This window comes from Arthrobacter crystallopoietes, assembly GCF_017603825.1.
Classification (GTDB): domain Bacteria; phylum Actinomycetota; class Actinomycetes; order Actinomycetales; family Micrococcaceae; genus Crystallibacter; species Crystallibacter crystallopoietes_B.
In genome coordinates, this window is record NZ_CP072014.1 from 1,780,714 (window position 1) to 1,795,771 (window position 15,058).

Below are 15,058 nucleotides of genomic sequence, written 5' to 3' on the forward strand. Positions count from 1 at the left end.
ATCCACGTTCCAAAGGCGACGATAAGCTTACTGAACAGTAGGGTGAGTTCCATGCAGAAGCCCTTGGTCCACGAAAAGACTCCGCTCAAAGTCGTCATGGTCGCCATCGTTGCGGCGCTCGGCGGCTTCCTGTTCGGCTTCGATAGCGCCGTGATCAACGGCGCCGTCGACGCGGTGCAGCAGCAGTTCGGACTGGGCAGTGTACTGCTCGGCTTCACCGTCTCCTGCGCACTGCTTGGAGCCATGACCGGGGCCTGGCTCTCCGGCCCGCTCGCCGACCGCCAGGGCCGGGTTCGGGCGATGCTGGTGGCTTCGGTCCTCTTTACGGTCTCGGCCGTCGGCTCCGGCCTCGCCGTCGGCGTGACCGACCTGATTATCTGGCGCTTCATCGGCGGCATCGGTGTCGGCATGGCATCGGTTCTCGCCCCGGCCTATATTGCAGAGGTCTCGCCCGCGCACAGCCGCGGGCGGCTCGGCTCGCTGCAGCAGTTGGCCATCGTGCTCGGCATCTTTGTGGCGCTGCTGACTGACGCGTTCCTGGCGGCCGTGGCCGGTGGGGCCGGGGAACCAATGTGGTTCGGGCTGGAGGCCTGGCGCTGGATGTTCCTGGCGGAAACCGTCCCCGCCGTGCTGTACGGACTGCTGGCCCTGCAGGTGCCCGAGTCGCCTCGCTATTTGGTCGCCAAAAACGAACTGGTGGGCGCCGCCAAGGTACTGCGCGACGTCGTTGGCCTTAATGGCAAACAGGCGGTGCAGGACAAGATTCAGGCCATCCGAGAAACCATCTACAGCGAGGAACGGCAGGGACTCAAAGACCTGATGGGCGGCAAGGGCTGGCTGCTGCCGATCGTGTGGGTTGGCATCTTCCTTTCCGTCTTCCAGCAGTTCGTTGGCATCAACGTGATCTTCTACTACTCCACGAGCCTGTGGAGATCCGTGGGCTTCAACGAGTCTGACTCCTTCAGCATTACTGTCATTACCTCGGTGACCAACATCGTGGTGACGGTGGTGGCCATCATGCTGGTGGACAAGGTGGGGCGCAAGCCGCTGCTGGTGGCTGGCTCTATCGGCATGTTGCTGTCGCTTGGCGTGATGGCTCTGTGTTTCAGCCAGGCCGTCGGGACCGGTGAAGACGTCACATTGCCGCAGCCGTGGGGTGTGGTGGCGCTGATCGCGGCCAACCTGTTTGTGGTCTCTTTCGGCGCCACCTGGGGTCCGGTGGTCTGGGTCTTGCTGGGGGAGATGTTCCCCAACAGGATCCGTGCCGTGGCGCTCTCCGTCGCCGCGGCCGCACAGTGGTTGGCCAACTTCGCCATCACCACCACCTTCCCGTTCCTCGCAGATATCGACCTGACTCTGGCGTACGGACTGTATGCGTTCTTCGCGCTGTTGTCCCTGGTATTCGTCTGGAAGTTCGTGCCTGAAACCAAAGGCAAGGAACTCGAGGCTATGTAGTTTCGCCCCATGCATGGTCACCACGGTGGCTCGTTCGGCTGCAGCGGCCATTCATCGAACGGCCGGTTCCAATCATCCTTTCGCTCTCCGATCAGTGCCTGTTTGGACAGCGTTGACTCCTGCGGCACATTTGACGCGGTGCACCTTTTGGGTGACTTGGGTCGACCCTTGGCCATAGCGGTTTCAGGTTCCTTCAGCGGCAACGGGGTCTCTACCTTTTGGCCCGGGGGACCGGGCCTTGGCGTCAGTGAGGGATCCGCCGGTCGTGGTGGGGGTTCCGTGGTGGTCCCGTTCTCGGCAGCCGGGGTTTGGGCGCGGGATCCGGGCAGGGGTGTGCCGGCGAATCGGTATCGGTTGCGGCGGGGTTTTTGATCTGGATCTATGTAGCGGGGCGGGATGAACCACGGGATTCCGTCGCGGAGTTCGATTTTCCAGTTTTCGTCGTGCAGCAGGTGGTGGTGGTAGCTGCAGAGAAGGACGCCGTTGTGGACTGAGGTGCAGCCGTTGTGCTTGTCCCAGAACTTGATGTGGTGTGCTTCGGTCCAGGGTGCGGGCATGGTGCAGTCGGGGAAGGCGCATCCTTTGTCCCGGGCTACGAGTGCGCGGCGCTGGGCGGGGGTGAACAGCCGTTGGGCGCGGCCGATGTCGAGGATTTCGCCTTTGCCGCCGAGGACCAGGGGGATGAGGTCGGCATCGCAGGCTATTTTGCGGACGGTGTTGGGGCTGATCAGTCCGCCGAAGACCGCGTGGCCGGAGGCTCCGATCTGGTCGACCAGGTCTTTGTAGTCCAGGTTGATCATGACCTGGGGGCGGTGGCCGCCGCTGGAGGGGAGTTTGTCCGTGGAGAGGGCGATCTGGCAGGCGCCGACGAGGCCTTGCAGGAGTTTCTGCGGACGTGTTGGTCCTTGCCATTCCTGTTCCGGCGTTTCCCGGGCCGTGTCGGGGGCGGCGGGAGCTTGCGTGCCGCCGGCTGCTGTGGGGGCCGGTGTGCCGTCTTCCGGTGCGAAGGTGCTTTTGACGCGCGGGTTGGTTGCTGTGTTCATGACGGTAACGAGGTATTCGTATTGTTCCGGTGTGGCGGCGATTTCCAGTCGGTGGAGGCCTTGGCGTTTGCCGCGGTGGAACACGCCCTGTTTCGCGCGCAGGATTTCATCGGTGGGTTCGAGTCCGTCGGGGTCGAGTATTGCTTCCCAGCGTTTGATGATTTCGCGCAGGCCGTCGATGTCTGATTCGGAGGCCTGCATGGTCAGCTGGTTTTCCATGGCGGCCAGGTCTGTGGCGGATGCCAGCGGGCGGACGCGTTCCATCGCGTCGCGGATGAGGGTTGCGGCTTGACCGCTGATTTTTGACGAGGTCAGTGCTGCGCCAAGACGTTCGAGCTTCGGCGGTGCCTGTTCTCCGGTCATCAGGGTCGAAGGCATGGTGCTGGAACCTACGCGGAGCCTGCGTTTGGCTTCACCGCGGCTGATCTTGAGTTTCTGGCGAAGGTATTCGGCGGCATCCTTGTGTTCGGGCTTTTTCGGTTTTCCGTCCGCGCCGAGTCCCTGCACCGGGTCGCCCCAGGGGATGCGCTGGTCCGTTTCACCGACCTGGGCGATGTTCTGCTGCTCGACGGCGTGGGCGCCGATGACCTGCAGTTGCTCGACCGCTTTGGAGATCTCTTCAATGCCGGCAACGGTGGCGGCGAGTTCCTTGGGGGACTGCAGGAGGCAGTCCTGCTGGAACATGGCCGAAAAATCGTGGAGGGCAACGTGCACCGAAGCGAGGAAGCCCGCGGGCTCCTGATGCGCTTCGAACGGTGCGATTGCCATACCTCCACGTTATAGAACACGCCTTCGAATAGCACGAAAAAAGGGGCAATGTGGAGGACAAGTGGCTTGTGTAGGAAGGAAGCGCGGGGCCCGGCCGCGCGTGAAGGCGGCCGGCCGGCCGGGCCGCTGTTCCGGGCCCGGTCAGGCCCGGCGGCGACCGAACACCAGCGAGGCTACCGCAGTACCGGCCGTGACCGTGTAGACGGCGGGCCAGGCGCCCATCTTCTTCGCCAGCGGGTGGGAGGCGCCAAACGCAGCCAGATATACGCCGGTCAAAGCAGCGGCAGTGCCGGTGCCGGCGTCGCGCTTCCACATCGCGAAGGCAGCCGCACCTGCGGCGGCGAGCACGGCGCCGCCGAGCGGACGGTTCTTGGTGGCGCGGGCGGTTTGGAAGCCGCCGATCAATCCGGCGCTCGTGACCAGCGGGGTTAGCAGGGAACTCATGAAATCTCCTTAGCCTGGGGCGATGTCCTCTAGCCTATCTGGAGCATAGACTGCCCCTATCTAACGGAAACTTTCCAAAGGACCCGATATGGGAACCGTCAGACGCCTGGCCGCAGACCTGAGGCTCGCCGACCTCGGCCGCGCCGTGAGTATCGTCGGCTTCAACCATGACGTCCACGCCGGAACGCTGTCCGGCTTCATCGTCCGTCAGACTAGGGATGTCGTGGATATCCACCTGGACGGCATCCCCGAAACGGTTGCCGTGCCGCACGACGCGATAGTCCTGATCATGGAGCCGGACAGGGAGCGGGAAACTGCGCCGGTGCTGGAACCGGACAGGGAGCGGGACACCGAGGCTGGCGGGGAACAGCGCTAACCGGCGCTGCGAACATCGGCAACAGGGGCTGAGCGGCGCTGCCAACAGAGACAGCTGCAGCAGCCGGCAGGGCTCGCCGGCCCGAACGCAAAGGTTACTCGATGGCGTCGCTGTTCATGCCGGCGTCGTTGTTCTTGTCGCCGTACTGGTGCTTCGCCTCGTCGGGGTTCACCGCGCGTTTGAGCAAGGCCGGGATCACCCACAGCAGCGCGAGCATGACCAGCAGAACGCCGCCGCCCACGTAAATCGCCACCTGGTCGCCCGCCACGACATCGAGAATGAAGGCGACGCAGCCGGTGGCCATCAGTCCGATCCCGAGCACGGCCATCTTCACGATCCGGTGCCCGTGCGCCACGGTGGAATCCTTCACATGCAGGCCGAAAAGCTTGCGGTGGATGGCTACGGGTGTGAGGATCAGGCAGGTCAGCAGGCCGGTGAACGTCAGCAACGCAACGTAGAGGCCAACCTGGTAAGGGGCCAGGTCCTCGAATCGGGCCTGGAACGGCAGGGTCATGAGGAAAGCCGTGATGATCTGCGCGCCGGTCTGCATGACGCGCAGCTCCTGCAGCAGATCGTTCCAGTTGCGGTCGAGCTTCTCCTCGAACGTCTCCCGGCGGCCCACCGAATCTTCGTACACCTGATCGTCCGTAGCCATCTTTCAAACTTACCGCCAAAGTACGACGGCGGGAGGCTAAGTTCCAGCGAGGTTTACCATTGGCGTTATGCCAAGTTCTGATTCCGAGGGTTCGTCCGTGCCTGCAGGCGCCGCAGCCTCCGCCGGGGAACCGACCGCCGCCGGGAAGGCCGGGAAGCCTGTGCAGCCTGTGGCCGAGTTCAAGGCAGGGCAGGTGCCTCCCGGCGCCGACTACCCCGGCCGGGAGCTCATGCTGCTGTTGCAGAGCTTCACCACGGAGACTGACCGCTACATCGATACGATGGGCCGCCGTTACGGCATGCACCGGACGGACCTGAATGCCCTGACTACGGTGATCGACGCGCAGCGGGAGGGCCGGACGATCACGCCGGGCGTCCTGGGTGCAAAACTGTCATTGAGCTCCGCCGCGACAACGGCACTGGTGGACAGGCTGGGCAAGGTGGGGCATATGGTCCGCGCGCGCAGCGAGACCGACCGCCGGCAGGTACAGCTGGAAATCACCGAGAGCGCCCGCACCACCGGGGCCGAGATCTTCTCGCCGATGGTCGAAGAACTCATCAAGGTAGTTTCCCGGCATTCGGCCGCCGAAGTTGAGCTGCTCTCCACGTTCATGGCCGAGCTGCGGGACGCGATGATCCGCGCCCGCGAACAAGCCGCGGGTCAGGAGCGGAACAGCGCCGGTTCGGCGGCGGCAAGCAACGGCAGCTGAAGCACCAGCCAGGGGCTGAAAGCCCATGGCGCAGCGTCCACGGCGCGGACCAGGGCAGCAGGATCTGTCCAGCGCCACTCGCAAACCTCTGCCGGTGCGGGCTGTGGATCGGTTTCCAATACCGCTGTGTAGACGGGGCAGATTTCGTTCTCCACCACGCCGGAGGCGTCCAGCGCGCGGTAACGGAAGTCGGGCAGGACCGGCCGCAGCCCGGAAACTGCGATCCCCAGTTCCTGTGGGGCGCGCCGGATAACGGCTTCCTCCGTGGTTTCGCCCGGGGCGGGATGGCCGCAGAAGGAGTTGGTCCACACGCCCGGCCACGTCAGTTTTGACAGCGCCCGCCTGGTCACCAGGATTTGCCCGTCCTGATTGAAGAGGTGGCAGGAGAAAGCCAGGTGCAGTGGCGTGGCCGCGGTATGGACCTTGGCCTTGTCCGCGGTGCCGATGGCGGCGCCGTCGTTGTCCACCAGGACAACATTCTCAATGCTCGAGTCGCTGGGATGGACGCTGTTCATAAAATCAATCCTGCCATGTTTCTCGATTACCGAGAGATAATCATGTTTACTATTCCCTATGACGATCCCGATGGAACGCCAGGCGGCGCCTGCCTCCCGCACTGAACAGCACCACGATCGCACTGAGCGTGTGCTGGAACAGTATTTCGACGGGGCGCGGCGCCAAGCCGGAGCCATGGGAGTAGCTTATGGCGAATTGTGGGACGTGTTGCGCCGCGGCACGCAGGGCGGCAAGCGGCTGCGGCCGGAGCTGGTGTTCACCGCCTACAGCGGCCTGGGTGGCACCGATTTTGACGCCGTGGCACCGGTAGCAGCGGCGTTCGAACTCCTGCACACCGCGTTGATCCTGCACGACGACGTAATCGACCGCGACTTCAAGCGCCGCGGTGTGAAGAACCTTGCCGGTGAATTCCGCGAACGTGCCGTCCGCCAGGGGTTTCCCATGGATCAGGCAGAACACCGCGGCCAGTCCGTAGCGATCATCGCCGGCGACCTTGCCTTGACCGGGGCCTACAAGCTGATTGCCGGCACGGAGCTTGGCGGCGAGCTGCGGCTGCGGCTGCTGGAAGAGTTGGATGCCGCAGTCTTCGCTTCCGCTGGCGGTGAGCTGCTGGACGTGGAGTTTGCCGGCGCGCCGCTGGCTCCCACGCTGCCGCAGGTGATGACGATGTCGCGGCTGAAGACCGCTGTGTACTCGTTCGAAGCACCGCTGCGCACCGGGGCCATCCTGGCCGGCGCCGACTTGCTGGCCGTGGAGACCATCGGCACGGCCGGCCGGTTCATGGGTACCGCCTATCAGCTCGTGGATGATCTGCTGGGGACCTTCGGCGACGAATCCGTCACCGGCAAGACCGCCTCGGGTGATCTGGCGGAGGCCAAGTCGACGCCGCTGATGGTCTACGCCCGGAACACGCCTGAATGGCCCCGGATCGCGGCTGTGCTGGACCAGGGGATCCGCACCCCCGAGCAGGCGGATAAGGTCCGACGGGTGCTGGAGAGCTGCGGAGCACGAGCCTACGTCGAGGACCTGATTGAGTGCTACACCGCCCGTGCCCGGGCCGCCCTGGAAGATTCACAGCTGCCGCCACAGCTGCTGACTGCGCTCGACGGCGTCCTCAACCGTGCCGTCCAAAGGAGACGATGATGGATAACCAGGCGCAGGCGGGACTGTACGCATCCGTTGCTCAGGAGGCCGCCGCCGTCGTTATCCGGCGCTATTCCACCTCATTCTCCCTGGCCACGCGGCTGCTGGAAAAGCCCGTCCGCCGCCATGTGGAAAACATATACGCGCTCGTCCGGATTGCCGATGAATGCGTCGACGGGGCCTGCGCGGGATCCGGTTCCGCACCGGAAGCCATCCGCAGCTGTTTGGACAAGCTCGAGCAGGAAACCCTGGACGCCCTGACCGGTTGCTACAGCTCCAACCTGGTGGTCCATGCCTTCTCGATCACTGCCCGTGAGGTAGGTATCGGGACGGAGCTGATCCGCCCGTTCTTCGCTTCCATGCGCGCGGACCTGGAGCAGACCGGACACACCCGCGACAGTTTCGACGCGTACGTGTACGGCTCGGCCGAGGTAGTGGGGCTGATGTGCGTGCGGGCCTTCCTGCTCGGCAGCCCCGTTGATGCCGGGCATTTGGCCAGGCTCGACGGCGGTGCCCGCCGCTTGGGCGCGGCGTTCCAGAAGGTGAATTTCCTGCGCGATCTCTCTGATGATTACCAGGATCTGGGCCGGAGTTACTTTCCCGGCGTCACCGTCGGCGAGTTCAGCGACGCCCAGAAGGATGCTTTGCTGGGCGACATCGAGGCTGACCTGGCCGCTGCTGCTGCGGTCATTCCTGAACTGCCCGCCGGCAGCCGGACCGCCGTTGCGGCGGTGCACGCTTTGTTCGCCGAGCTGGCCAAACGGCTGCGCGCCGTCCCCGCCCGGGAACTGCTGTCGCGGCGCGTGCGTGTGCCGGACGCGGTCAAGCTGCGGCTGGTGGCCGCCGCCTGGATCGGGCAGCAGCCGGCTGTGTCCGGCACCTGGAGGCTGCGGCGGGTGCCCTTGCTTGCCGCGCTGCACAGGAGCAGCCGGTGAGCGCCGGATCACGGAAACCGACCCGGCCGCGGCGGCAGTCCGGGCGGGAGGTACCTGAAGGCAGCAGGATCACGGTGATCGGCGCCGGACTGGCAGGTCTGGCTTCGGCAGCATTGCTGGCCCGAGACGGATACCGGGTTACCGTCCTCGAAAAGCAGCCCGACGTGGGCGGCAGGGCCGGCACGTGGGAACAGGACGGCTACCGCTTCGACACCGGACCTTCCTGGTACCTGATGCCGGAAGTCTTCGACCATTTTTTCCGGTTGCTCGGCACCTCGTCCGCCGAACAGCTGGACCTGAGCGTGCTGGATCCCGGCTACCGGGTGTTCTTCGAAGGCCACGACCAGGCCGTGGACATGCGGCAGGACCGCGGCCTGAACGAGAAGACGTTCGAGCAGCTCGAGCCGGGAGCGGGCAGGAAGCTCGGTGCCTACCTGGACTCCGCCCAGGAGACCTACGAGCTGGCGAAAAAGTACTTCCTCTACACCTCCTTCGTCTCCTTCAAGCCGCTGCTGACCCGCGAAGTACTGCGCGGCGGGCCCAAGCTGGCCCGGCTGCTGCTGGAACCACTGGATAGGTTCGCCGGCCGGTATGTGCAGGACGAGCGGCTCCGCCAGATTCTGGGTTATCCCGCAGTGTTCCTCGGGTCGGCGCCGAAGCTGACGCCAAGCATGTACCACCTGATGAGCCATCTGGACCTGGACGACGGCGTGCTCTACCCGCAGGGCGGTTTCGGCCGCATCATCGAGGCGGTCCACCAACTGGCCGAAGCCGCGGGAGCGAGCATCCTGACGGGCGCCGAGGTGACCGCCGTCCTGACCGAAAGCCGTCCGGGCGGAAAGCCGCGGGCCTTCGGCATCCGCTACCGGGACCGGCACGGGGCAACTCATACCTTGGCTACGGACGCCGTGGTTTCCGCAGCCGACCTGCACCACACTGAAACACAGCTCCTGCCCAGCGCGCTGCAGACCTACCCCGAACAGTACTGGCGCCGACGCGTCGCCGGCCCCGGGGCCGTGCTGGTCATGCTCGGCGTGGAAGGGAAGCTGCCGCAGCTCGAACACCACTCGCTGCTCTTCACCAAGGACTGGGACACCAACTTCGAGGCGATCTTCGGCAAGCAGACAAAGGTGCCGGAGCCGGCGTCGATCTACGTCTGCAAGCCCAGCACCACCGATCCGCTGGTGGCGCCGGCAGGCCACGAGAACCTGTTCATCCTCGTCCCGGTACCGCCAGATCCCGGCCTCGGGGCCGGCGGGATCAACGGTGCGGGCGACGAACGGATCGAGGCCATCGCGGACGCCGTTATCGAGCAGCTCGCCGCGTGGGCCGGAATCGACAACCTCGCCGGTCGCATCCGCCTCCGCCGCACCGTGGGCCCGGCGGACTTCGCGCGCGACTACAACTCCTGGCGCGGCGGCGTGCTGGGCCCGGCGCACGTGCTCAAGCAAAGCGCCTTCCTGCGCGGCCGCAACAAAAGCCGCAAGGTGGATGGCCTTTACTATGCCGGCGGCACCACCATCCCCGGCATCGGACTGCCCATGTGCCTGATCAGCGCGGAAATCCTGCTCAAGCGCGTCCGTGGCGATATTACGACGACGGCGCTGGCCGAACCGCTGCTGCCTTCCATCGGCGCGGGGTCCGGAGCCGTGATTTGACCGGCTTCATCTACCTGGGCGCGTTGCTGTTCTCGCTGGCAGGCATGGTCATCCTGGACTGGCGGCTCAAATTGTTCGTGCGGGTTGCCCCGCTGCGGGCCGGGTTGGTGCTGCTTGCCGGACTCGTGTTTTTTCTGACCTGGGATCTGAGCGGGATCGCGCTGGGCATCTTCTACCGGGGACAAACGCAGATCATGTCCGGCGTCCTGCTGGCGCCCGAATTGCCGCTGGAGGAAGGAGTCTTCCTGCTGTTCCTGTGCTACCTGACCATGAACCTGTTCCTGTTGTTCAGCCGGAAGCTCCGGACCGGCACGTTCCTGCCGGTGGAGCAAGCGGTCCGGCGTGGTGGAACACAGCGGAAAACGCATGGCGAAAAGGCAGGCTCCCGATGACATACCTGCTGCTCAACCTCGGCTTCCTGGCCCTCGCCGCGGCTATGGCTCTCGTGGCGGCGCTGGTCCACCGACGCCGGCAGGCGGTGAGCGGGCTTCCGGCGGGACGGCCGCGGAAGGTGATTGCCGCCGTCGTGCTTGGTTTTCTGGTGCTGTGCGTGCTGACGGCGGTGTTCGATAACCTGATGATCGCCGTCGGGCTGTTCGAGTACAGTGCGGAGCATACATCCGGGTGGCGGATCGGGCTCGCGCCGCTGGAGGACTTCGCCTACGTGCTGGCCGCGGCCGTGCTGCTGCCGGCGGTGTGGATTCTGCTGCCGGGAGGGAAGGGAGCGCACGATGAATGACCTCAAGCCGGCCTCCGTGCTGCGCAATCTGTTTGTGTCCTCGCGGCCGGTCTCGTGGGTCAACACGGCCTATCCGTTCGCTGCGGCCTACCTGCTCACCGCCCAGACGCCGGACCTGCCGCTGGTGCTGGGCACGCTGTTCTTCCTGATCCCGTACAACCTGATGATGTATGGCATCAACGATGTCTTCGACTACGAATCCGATGTGCTCAACCCGCGCAAGGGCGGGGCCGAGGGCGCGGTGCTGGACAGGTCGCTGCACCGGATCACGCTGCGGGCCGCGTTGCTGCTGCCGCTGCCGTTCGTGCTGTACCTGCTGGCGATCGGGACCTGGCTGTCCGCGCTGGTGCTGGCGCTGAGCCTGTTCGCCGTGGTGGCCTACAGTGCGCCCGGGCTGCGGTTCAAGGAGCGCCCGTTCGTGGACTCTATGACCTCCAGTTTCCATTTTGTCAGTCCGGCACTGTTCGGGCTGGTGCTGGCGGGCGCGGACTTTACCGGTGGACTCTGGGCGCTGTTGGGCGCATTCTTCCTATGGGGGATGGCGAGCCAGGCCTTCGGTGCTGTGCAGGACATCATCGCGGACCGGCAGGGCGGCGTCGGGTCGGTGGGCACGGTGCTCGGGGCCGCGGCGACGGTTAAGTACGCGCTCGCCGCCTACGCGCTTGCCGGGCTGCTGATGCTCTTCACCGGCTGGCCGGGCATGCTCGGGGCGTTGCTGGCCGTGCCGTACCTCGCCAACATCTGGGCGTTCAGATCACTTCAGGACAACGACGCCGAACGCAGCAATGCCGGCTGGAAGCGTTTCCTCTGGCTGAACTACGTGACCGGATTCCTGGTGACCATGCTGCTGCTCTGGTACGCCGCGGCCCGCTGAATGATCTTGCGCGCCATGGACGGAAAAATCAGCCCATGGAACGGGAGCACCAGCCACCAGTAGAGCTTGCCGGACAGGCCGCGTGGGAAATAGATGGCGCGCTGGCGGTAGGTGGTGCCGATACCGGCGGCGCCGCCATCGGCCAGCGCGGAGAGTTCCAGCCAGGCCTCGCCCGGCACCCGCATTTCCGCGCGCAGCCGCAGCACCTTGCCCGCGGGAGAGTCCTCGATGGCTTCCACCCGCCACCAGTCCACGGCATCGCCCACGACCAGCCGGTCGGCATGCCGCCGCCCGCGGTTGTGCCCGGCGCCGCCCACCAGTTTGTCCAGCACGCCGCGGATTGCCCAGGCGGCGGGCCAGGAGTACCAGCCGTTGGCCCCGCCGATGCCTTCGATCACCCGCCACACGTGCTCCGGCGCCACGTCGGTGCTGCGCGTGCGCTCGTCCACGAAGACCGTCTGCCCGGCCCACTCGGGATCGCTGGGCAGCGGATCCGAGGGCGGGGCCTGCGAGGCGTTGGTCCAGCTGGTCTCCACCTCGCCGCTGGCCATCTTGCCCAGCGCCAGCTGAAGGGCCGAGCGGTAGTCGGTCAGCCCGCCGTCGGGCGTTGGAATGTAGTCGTCGATGTCGTGCTCAGCGGCGACGGCGTCGTGCTGGAGGGATTCCACCAGCGGCACGGCCATGGAGTGCGGGATCGGCGTGGTCAGCGCCACCCACCAGCCGGCCAGCTTCGGCGCCGGGATGGGCAGCGAGTAGACCCGCCGCTGCGCCAGCCCCGCCTGATGCGCGTAGCCGTACATGATGCCCGCATAGGTCAGCACCTCGCGCGAACCGATGTCGAAGGTGCGGTTCAGCCCTGCCGGCAGCTGCGGCGCGTGCACCAGATAGTGCAGCACATCGCGGATGGCGATCGGCTCTATTTTCCGCCGCACCCAGCTCGGCGCCGGCATGACGGGCAGGTTTTCGGTGAGGTGGCGGATCATCTCGAAGGAGGCGGAACCGGAACCAATAACGACGCCGGCCTGGAACACCACCGCGGGCACGTCGCCTTCCAGCAGCACCCGTCCGACGGCGGTGCGCGAGCGCATGTGCCGGGAGAGTTCCACGCCCTCCGGGTGCAGCCCACCCAGGTAAACGATCCGCTGGACGTGGGCGCGGGCGGCTGCCTCGGCAACCGTCCGGGCCATCTCGAGTTCCTTGCGCTCGAAGCCCTCACCGGAGCCCATGGAATGGACCAGATAGAAGAACGTCTGCACGCCGTCGCACGCCCGCGCCACGGTGGCCGCATCGCCGAGGTCACCTTCGACGATCTCCACCTGGTCATGCCACGGGACGGCCTTGAGCTTCGCGGGAGAGCGCACCAGCACGCGGACTTGGTAGCCCGCGTCGAGCAGCCGCGGGACCAGCCGCCCGCCGATATAGCCGGTTGCGCCGGTTACCAGTACCTGTTGCTTCATGCGGAGCGTCTCCTTCGTGTCGCGGCCAGGCGTGCCTGCCAACGTTGGGCGGGCGCTTGATCTGCCCAGTGTACGGACAGGGTATGCCGGGCCCGCCGGAACCGCAGCCTCAGGCTGGACACGCTGGCAATGGCCCGCGGGGACATGCCCGACGTCAGCTGCCGGTCGAAACGGATCCTGCGCAGCGGCCCAAGGTGGAAACTCAGGCACAGATCGTCGTGGAGGTCCGGATCCCGCCGGTGGACCTGGTCGCGGACTTCCAACCAGCACGATCTGCGCAATGCCATGTTGGAACCGAACAGCGGCCAGTGGGCCAGTGCCGCGCCGGCGGCCAGATAATAGGCGCGCAAATAAAGGAAGGAAAGTACGACGGCGGCGGGCCGGGGGAGTGCGAAGGTGCCGCTTCCGGTCAGTGCGGCAAGGTCCGGGTCATCGGCGAACGCCACCGCAATACGCCGGAGCCAGTCCGCCGGGAGGACCGAGTCGGCGTCGCACCGGGCAATGACGTCACCGATGGCCGCATCGTAGCCGGCCGACGCTGCGGCCGGGATACCCGGTGCCGGTTCCACAATGACCCGGGCACCGAAACGGGCGGCGACCTCGGCGCTGTTATCCGTGCAGCCGTTATCCACCACGATGATTTCATCCGGCGGGTCCAATTGGCCGGCGAGCGAGCGCAGGCACGCTTCCAGCGGACCCGCGTCGTCAAGGCAGGGAATCACCACGGAGATGCCGGAGCCCATCAGCCGGCCTTGTTCTGGCGCAGTGCCTGGTACGCCTCAAGGGCCGACTGCCGTGATTCCTTCACGTCAACAATCGGCTCCGGGTAGTCCGGGCCGGCGTATTCCGGCACCCAGCGGGAGACATAGCGGGCGTCCGGATCGAACTTGGCCTGCTGGGTCAGCGGGTTGAAAATCCTGAAGAACGGTGCCGCGTCCGCGCCCGAACCTGCCACCCACTGCCAGCTCGCCGGGTTGTTCGCCGGGTCGGCATCCACCAGTGTGTCCCAGAACCACTGCTCGCCGACCCGCCAGTCGATGCCCAGGTTCTTAACGAGGAAGCTGGCCGAGACCATCCGGACCCGGTTGTGCATCCAGCCGGTGGTCCACAGCTCGCGCTGGCCGGCGTCGACGAGCGGAACCCCGGTCCTGCCGCGCTGCCAGGCGCGGACCCGGGCGGCAGGTGAGGCACCGCCGTCGTCCTGGTTCGGGCTGGAAGGTGAGGTGCCGCCGTCGTTGTCCCGCTTGCCCTGCCCAGGCCGCTGCCAGGGGAAGGCGTCGAATTCCGGACGCAGGTTCCGCTCCGCCAGCAGCGGCTGGTGGTAGAGCTGGTGCCAGCAGAACTCCCGCCAGCCCAGTTCGCCGACGTAGGTGCGGATTGCCTCGCCGTTCGACGCGTTCCGGCGGGCCGCGACGGCGTGCCAAATTTGGAACGGGCTGAGGTGGCCCCAGCGCAGGTAGGGGGAGAGCCGGCTGGTGCCTCCGGTGGCGGGGCGGTCGCGGCCCTGCGGGTAGTCGGCCAGCACTCCGTCGGTGAAGTCCTCCAGCAGCTCGTGGCCGGCCGCCGCTCCCGGAGTCCACGTCTCACGCAGGCCGCCCGCCCAATCGGGCCGTCGAGGCAACAGCTCCCAGCTGTCCAGGTCCTCGGACTCCGGCAGGCGACCGCGGAAGCGCTGTCCGGGCTCCGGCGCATCGAGCGGCTTGCGGAAGTCCAGCTCGGAAACCGTCTTCCAGAACGGCGTGAAAACCTTGTACGGGTTGCCTTGACCGGTGCGGATCCGCCACGGTTCGTGTAGCAGCGAGGCTTGGAAGCTCTCCGCGGGGAGGCCGGCCTCCCCGGACTTCTGCTTGACCTCGGCGTCGACCTGGCGCTCAGGGCCGCCGTAGCGCCGGTTCCAATAGACGGCTCCGGCATCCAGCTCCTCCGCCACATCGCGCACGATCCCGGCGGCCGGCCCCCGGCGCAGCAGCAGCGGAACGCCGAGCTTGTCCAGCTCGAGGCGCAGGTCCTCCAGCGCACAGTGCAGCCACCAGCGGCCCGCACCGCCAAGCGGCCGGATGCCCGAGCTCTCCTCGTCCAGCACGTACAGCGCCGCTGCAGGCGAGTCCGCCACGGCAGCCAGCAGCGCCGGATTGTCCCGCACGCGCAGATCGTCGCGGAACCAGACCAACGACGTCGTCATGGGAAGTCCCTTCCGGAGGTCCCGTCCCCCGCAGAGCCACGAGACGGGAAGAACAGTGCGCTTATCTCTCGATCATCGAAATTGTTATGATCGAGTCAAGCACA

At 66.2% G+C, this 15,058-nt stretch carries 16 protein-coding genes; 9 read left to right on the forward strand and 7 right to left on the reverse strand.

Annotated elements, in window-relative coordinates; all coding sequences use genetic code 11:
• Window positions 1–51: 51 nt before the first annotated feature.
• Complete coding sequence (locus J5251_RS08205) at window positions 52–1,455, forward strand: sugar porter family MFS transporter (protein ID WP_139006770.1); 1,404 nt, start codon at window positions 52–54, stop codon at window positions 1,453–1,455.
• A 17-nt stretch (window positions 1,456–1,472) separates the two neighbouring features.
• On the opposite strand, the gene J5251_RS08210 is transcribed toward J5251_RS08205, so the two are convergent.
• Together J5251_RS08210 and J5251_RS08215 are read right to left on the reverse strand one after the other, a co-directional pair.
• The gene (locus tag J5251_RS08210; protein ID WP_208575717.1) at window positions 1,473–3,266 is read right to left on the reverse strand and encodes a DUF222 domain-containing protein; all 1,794 of its coding nucleotides are present in this window, start codon (window positions 3,264–3,266) and stop codon (window positions 1,473–1,475) included.
• Window positions 3,267–3,407: 141 nt separating this feature from the next.
• Window positions 3,408–3,710 (reverse strand): hypothetical protein, encoded by a 303-nt coding sequence (locus J5251_RS08215; protein WP_208575718.1) that lies wholly within the window; start codon window positions 3,708–3,710, stop codon window positions 3,408–3,410.
• 88 nt (window positions 3,711–3,798) lie between these two features.
• On the opposite strand from J5251_RS08215, the gene J5251_RS08220 reads away from it, so the two are divergent.
• Complete coding sequence (locus J5251_RS08220) at window positions 3,799–4,086, forward strand: hypothetical protein (protein ID WP_139006773.1); 288 nt, start codon at window positions 3,799–3,801, stop codon at window positions 4,084–4,086.
• A gap of 94 nt (window positions 4,087–4,180) precedes the next feature.
• On the opposite strand, the gene J5251_RS08225 is transcribed toward J5251_RS08220, so the two are convergent.
• On the reverse strand, window positions 4,181–4,741 hold the full coding sequence (locus tag J5251_RS08225; RefSeq protein WP_205676857.1) for a DUF6328 family protein: 561 nt from the start codon (window positions 4,739–4,741) through the stop codon (window positions 4,181–4,183).
• A 67-nt stretch (window positions 4,742–4,808) separates the two neighbouring features.
• Between J5251_RS08225 and J5251_RS08230 the strand changes: the two genes are divergently transcribed.
• Window positions 4,809–5,450 (forward strand): MarR family winged helix-turn-helix transcriptional regulator, encoded by a 642-nt coding sequence (locus tag J5251_RS08230; protein WP_244250846.1) that lies wholly within the window; start codon window positions 4,809–4,811, stop codon window positions 5,448–5,450.
• Here J5251_RS08230 and idi read toward each other — a convergent pair.
• The gene (gene idi / locus J5251_RS08235) at window positions 5,402–5,965 is read right to left on the reverse strand and encodes an isopentenyl-diphosphate Delta-isomerase (protein WP_208575719.1); all 564 of its coding nucleotides are present in this window, start codon (window positions 5,963–5,965) and stop codon (window positions 5,402–5,404) included. The two genes, J5251_RS08230 and idi, sit on opposite strands and share 49 nt — an antisense overlap.
• A 58-nt stretch (window positions 5,966–6,023) precedes the next feature.
• On the opposite strand from idi, the gene J5251_RS08240 reads away from it, so the two are divergent.
• The 6 genes from J5251_RS08240 (at window position 6,024) to J5251_RS08265 (ending at window position 11,315) form a co-directional block, all read left to right on the forward strand.
• Entirely contained in the window at window positions 6,024–7,109 is a 1,086-nt protein-coding gene (locus J5251_RS08240; protein WP_244250847.1) for a polyprenyl synthetase family protein, read from the forward strand.
• Window positions 7,106–8,044 (forward strand): phytoene/squalene synthase family protein, encoded by a 939-nt coding sequence (locus tag J5251_RS08245; protein ID WP_244250849.1) that lies wholly within the window; start codon window positions 7,106–7,108, stop codon window positions 8,042–8,044. The genes J5251_RS08240 and J5251_RS08245 overlap by 4 nt, the downstream gene beginning before the upstream one ends.
• 74 nt (window positions 8,045–8,118) lie before the next feature.
• Window positions 8,119–9,702 carry a phytoene desaturase family protein gene (crtI, locus tag J5251_RS08250; protein WP_432264422.1) on the forward strand — a complete coding sequence of 528 codons (1,584 nt, stop codon included), beginning with the start codon at window positions 8,119–8,121 and terminating at the stop codon, window positions 9,700–9,702.
• Window positions 9,699–10,094 (forward strand): lycopene cyclase domain-containing protein, encoded by a 396-nt coding sequence (locus J5251_RS08255; protein ID WP_208575721.1) that lies wholly within the window; start codon window positions 9,699–9,701, stop codon window positions 10,092–10,094. Before crtI ends, J5251_RS08255 begins: the two co-directional genes overlap by 4 nt.
• Window positions 10,091–10,441, forward strand: a complete 351-nt coding sequence (locus tag J5251_RS08260) for a lycopene cyclase domain-containing protein (protein WP_208575722.1) — start codon at window positions 10,091–10,093, stop codon at window positions 10,439–10,441. The genes J5251_RS08255 and J5251_RS08260 overlap by 4 nt, the downstream gene beginning before the upstream one ends.
• Complete coding sequence (locus J5251_RS08265; RefSeq protein WP_208575723.1) at window positions 10,434–11,315, forward strand: prenyltransferase; 882 nt, start codon at window positions 10,434–10,436, stop codon at window positions 11,313–11,315. Before J5251_RS08260 ends, J5251_RS08265 begins: the two co-directional genes overlap by 8 nt.
• Here the strand turns inward: J5251_RS08265 and J5251_RS08270 are convergent.
• Genes J5251_RS08270 through J5251_RS08280 form a run of 3 tightly spaced genes read right to left on the reverse strand, consistent with a single transcriptional unit; the run spans window position 11,258 to window position 14,954 of the window.
• Window positions 11,258–12,772: an SDR family oxidoreductase gene (locus tag J5251_RS08270; RefSeq protein WP_208575724.1), complete on the reverse strand. Its 1,515-nt coding sequence runs from the start codon at window positions 12,770–12,772 to the stop codon at window positions 11,258–11,260. The genes J5251_RS08265 and J5251_RS08270 overlap by 58 nt on opposite strands.
• A complete protein-coding gene (locus J5251_RS08275; protein ID WP_208575725.1) occupies window positions 12,769–13,515 on the reverse strand; it encodes a glycosyltransferase family A protein in 747 nt (248 codons plus the stop codon). Before J5251_RS08275 ends, J5251_RS08270 begins: the two co-directional genes overlap by 4 nt.
• Window positions 13,515–14,954 (reverse strand): cryptochrome/photolyase family protein, encoded by a 1,440-nt coding sequence (locus J5251_RS08280; protein ID WP_208575726.1) that lies wholly within the window; start codon window positions 14,952–14,954, stop codon window positions 13,515–13,517. Before J5251_RS08280 ends, J5251_RS08275 begins: the two co-directional genes overlap by 1 nt.
• Window positions 14,955–15,058: the final 104 nt, after the last annotated feature.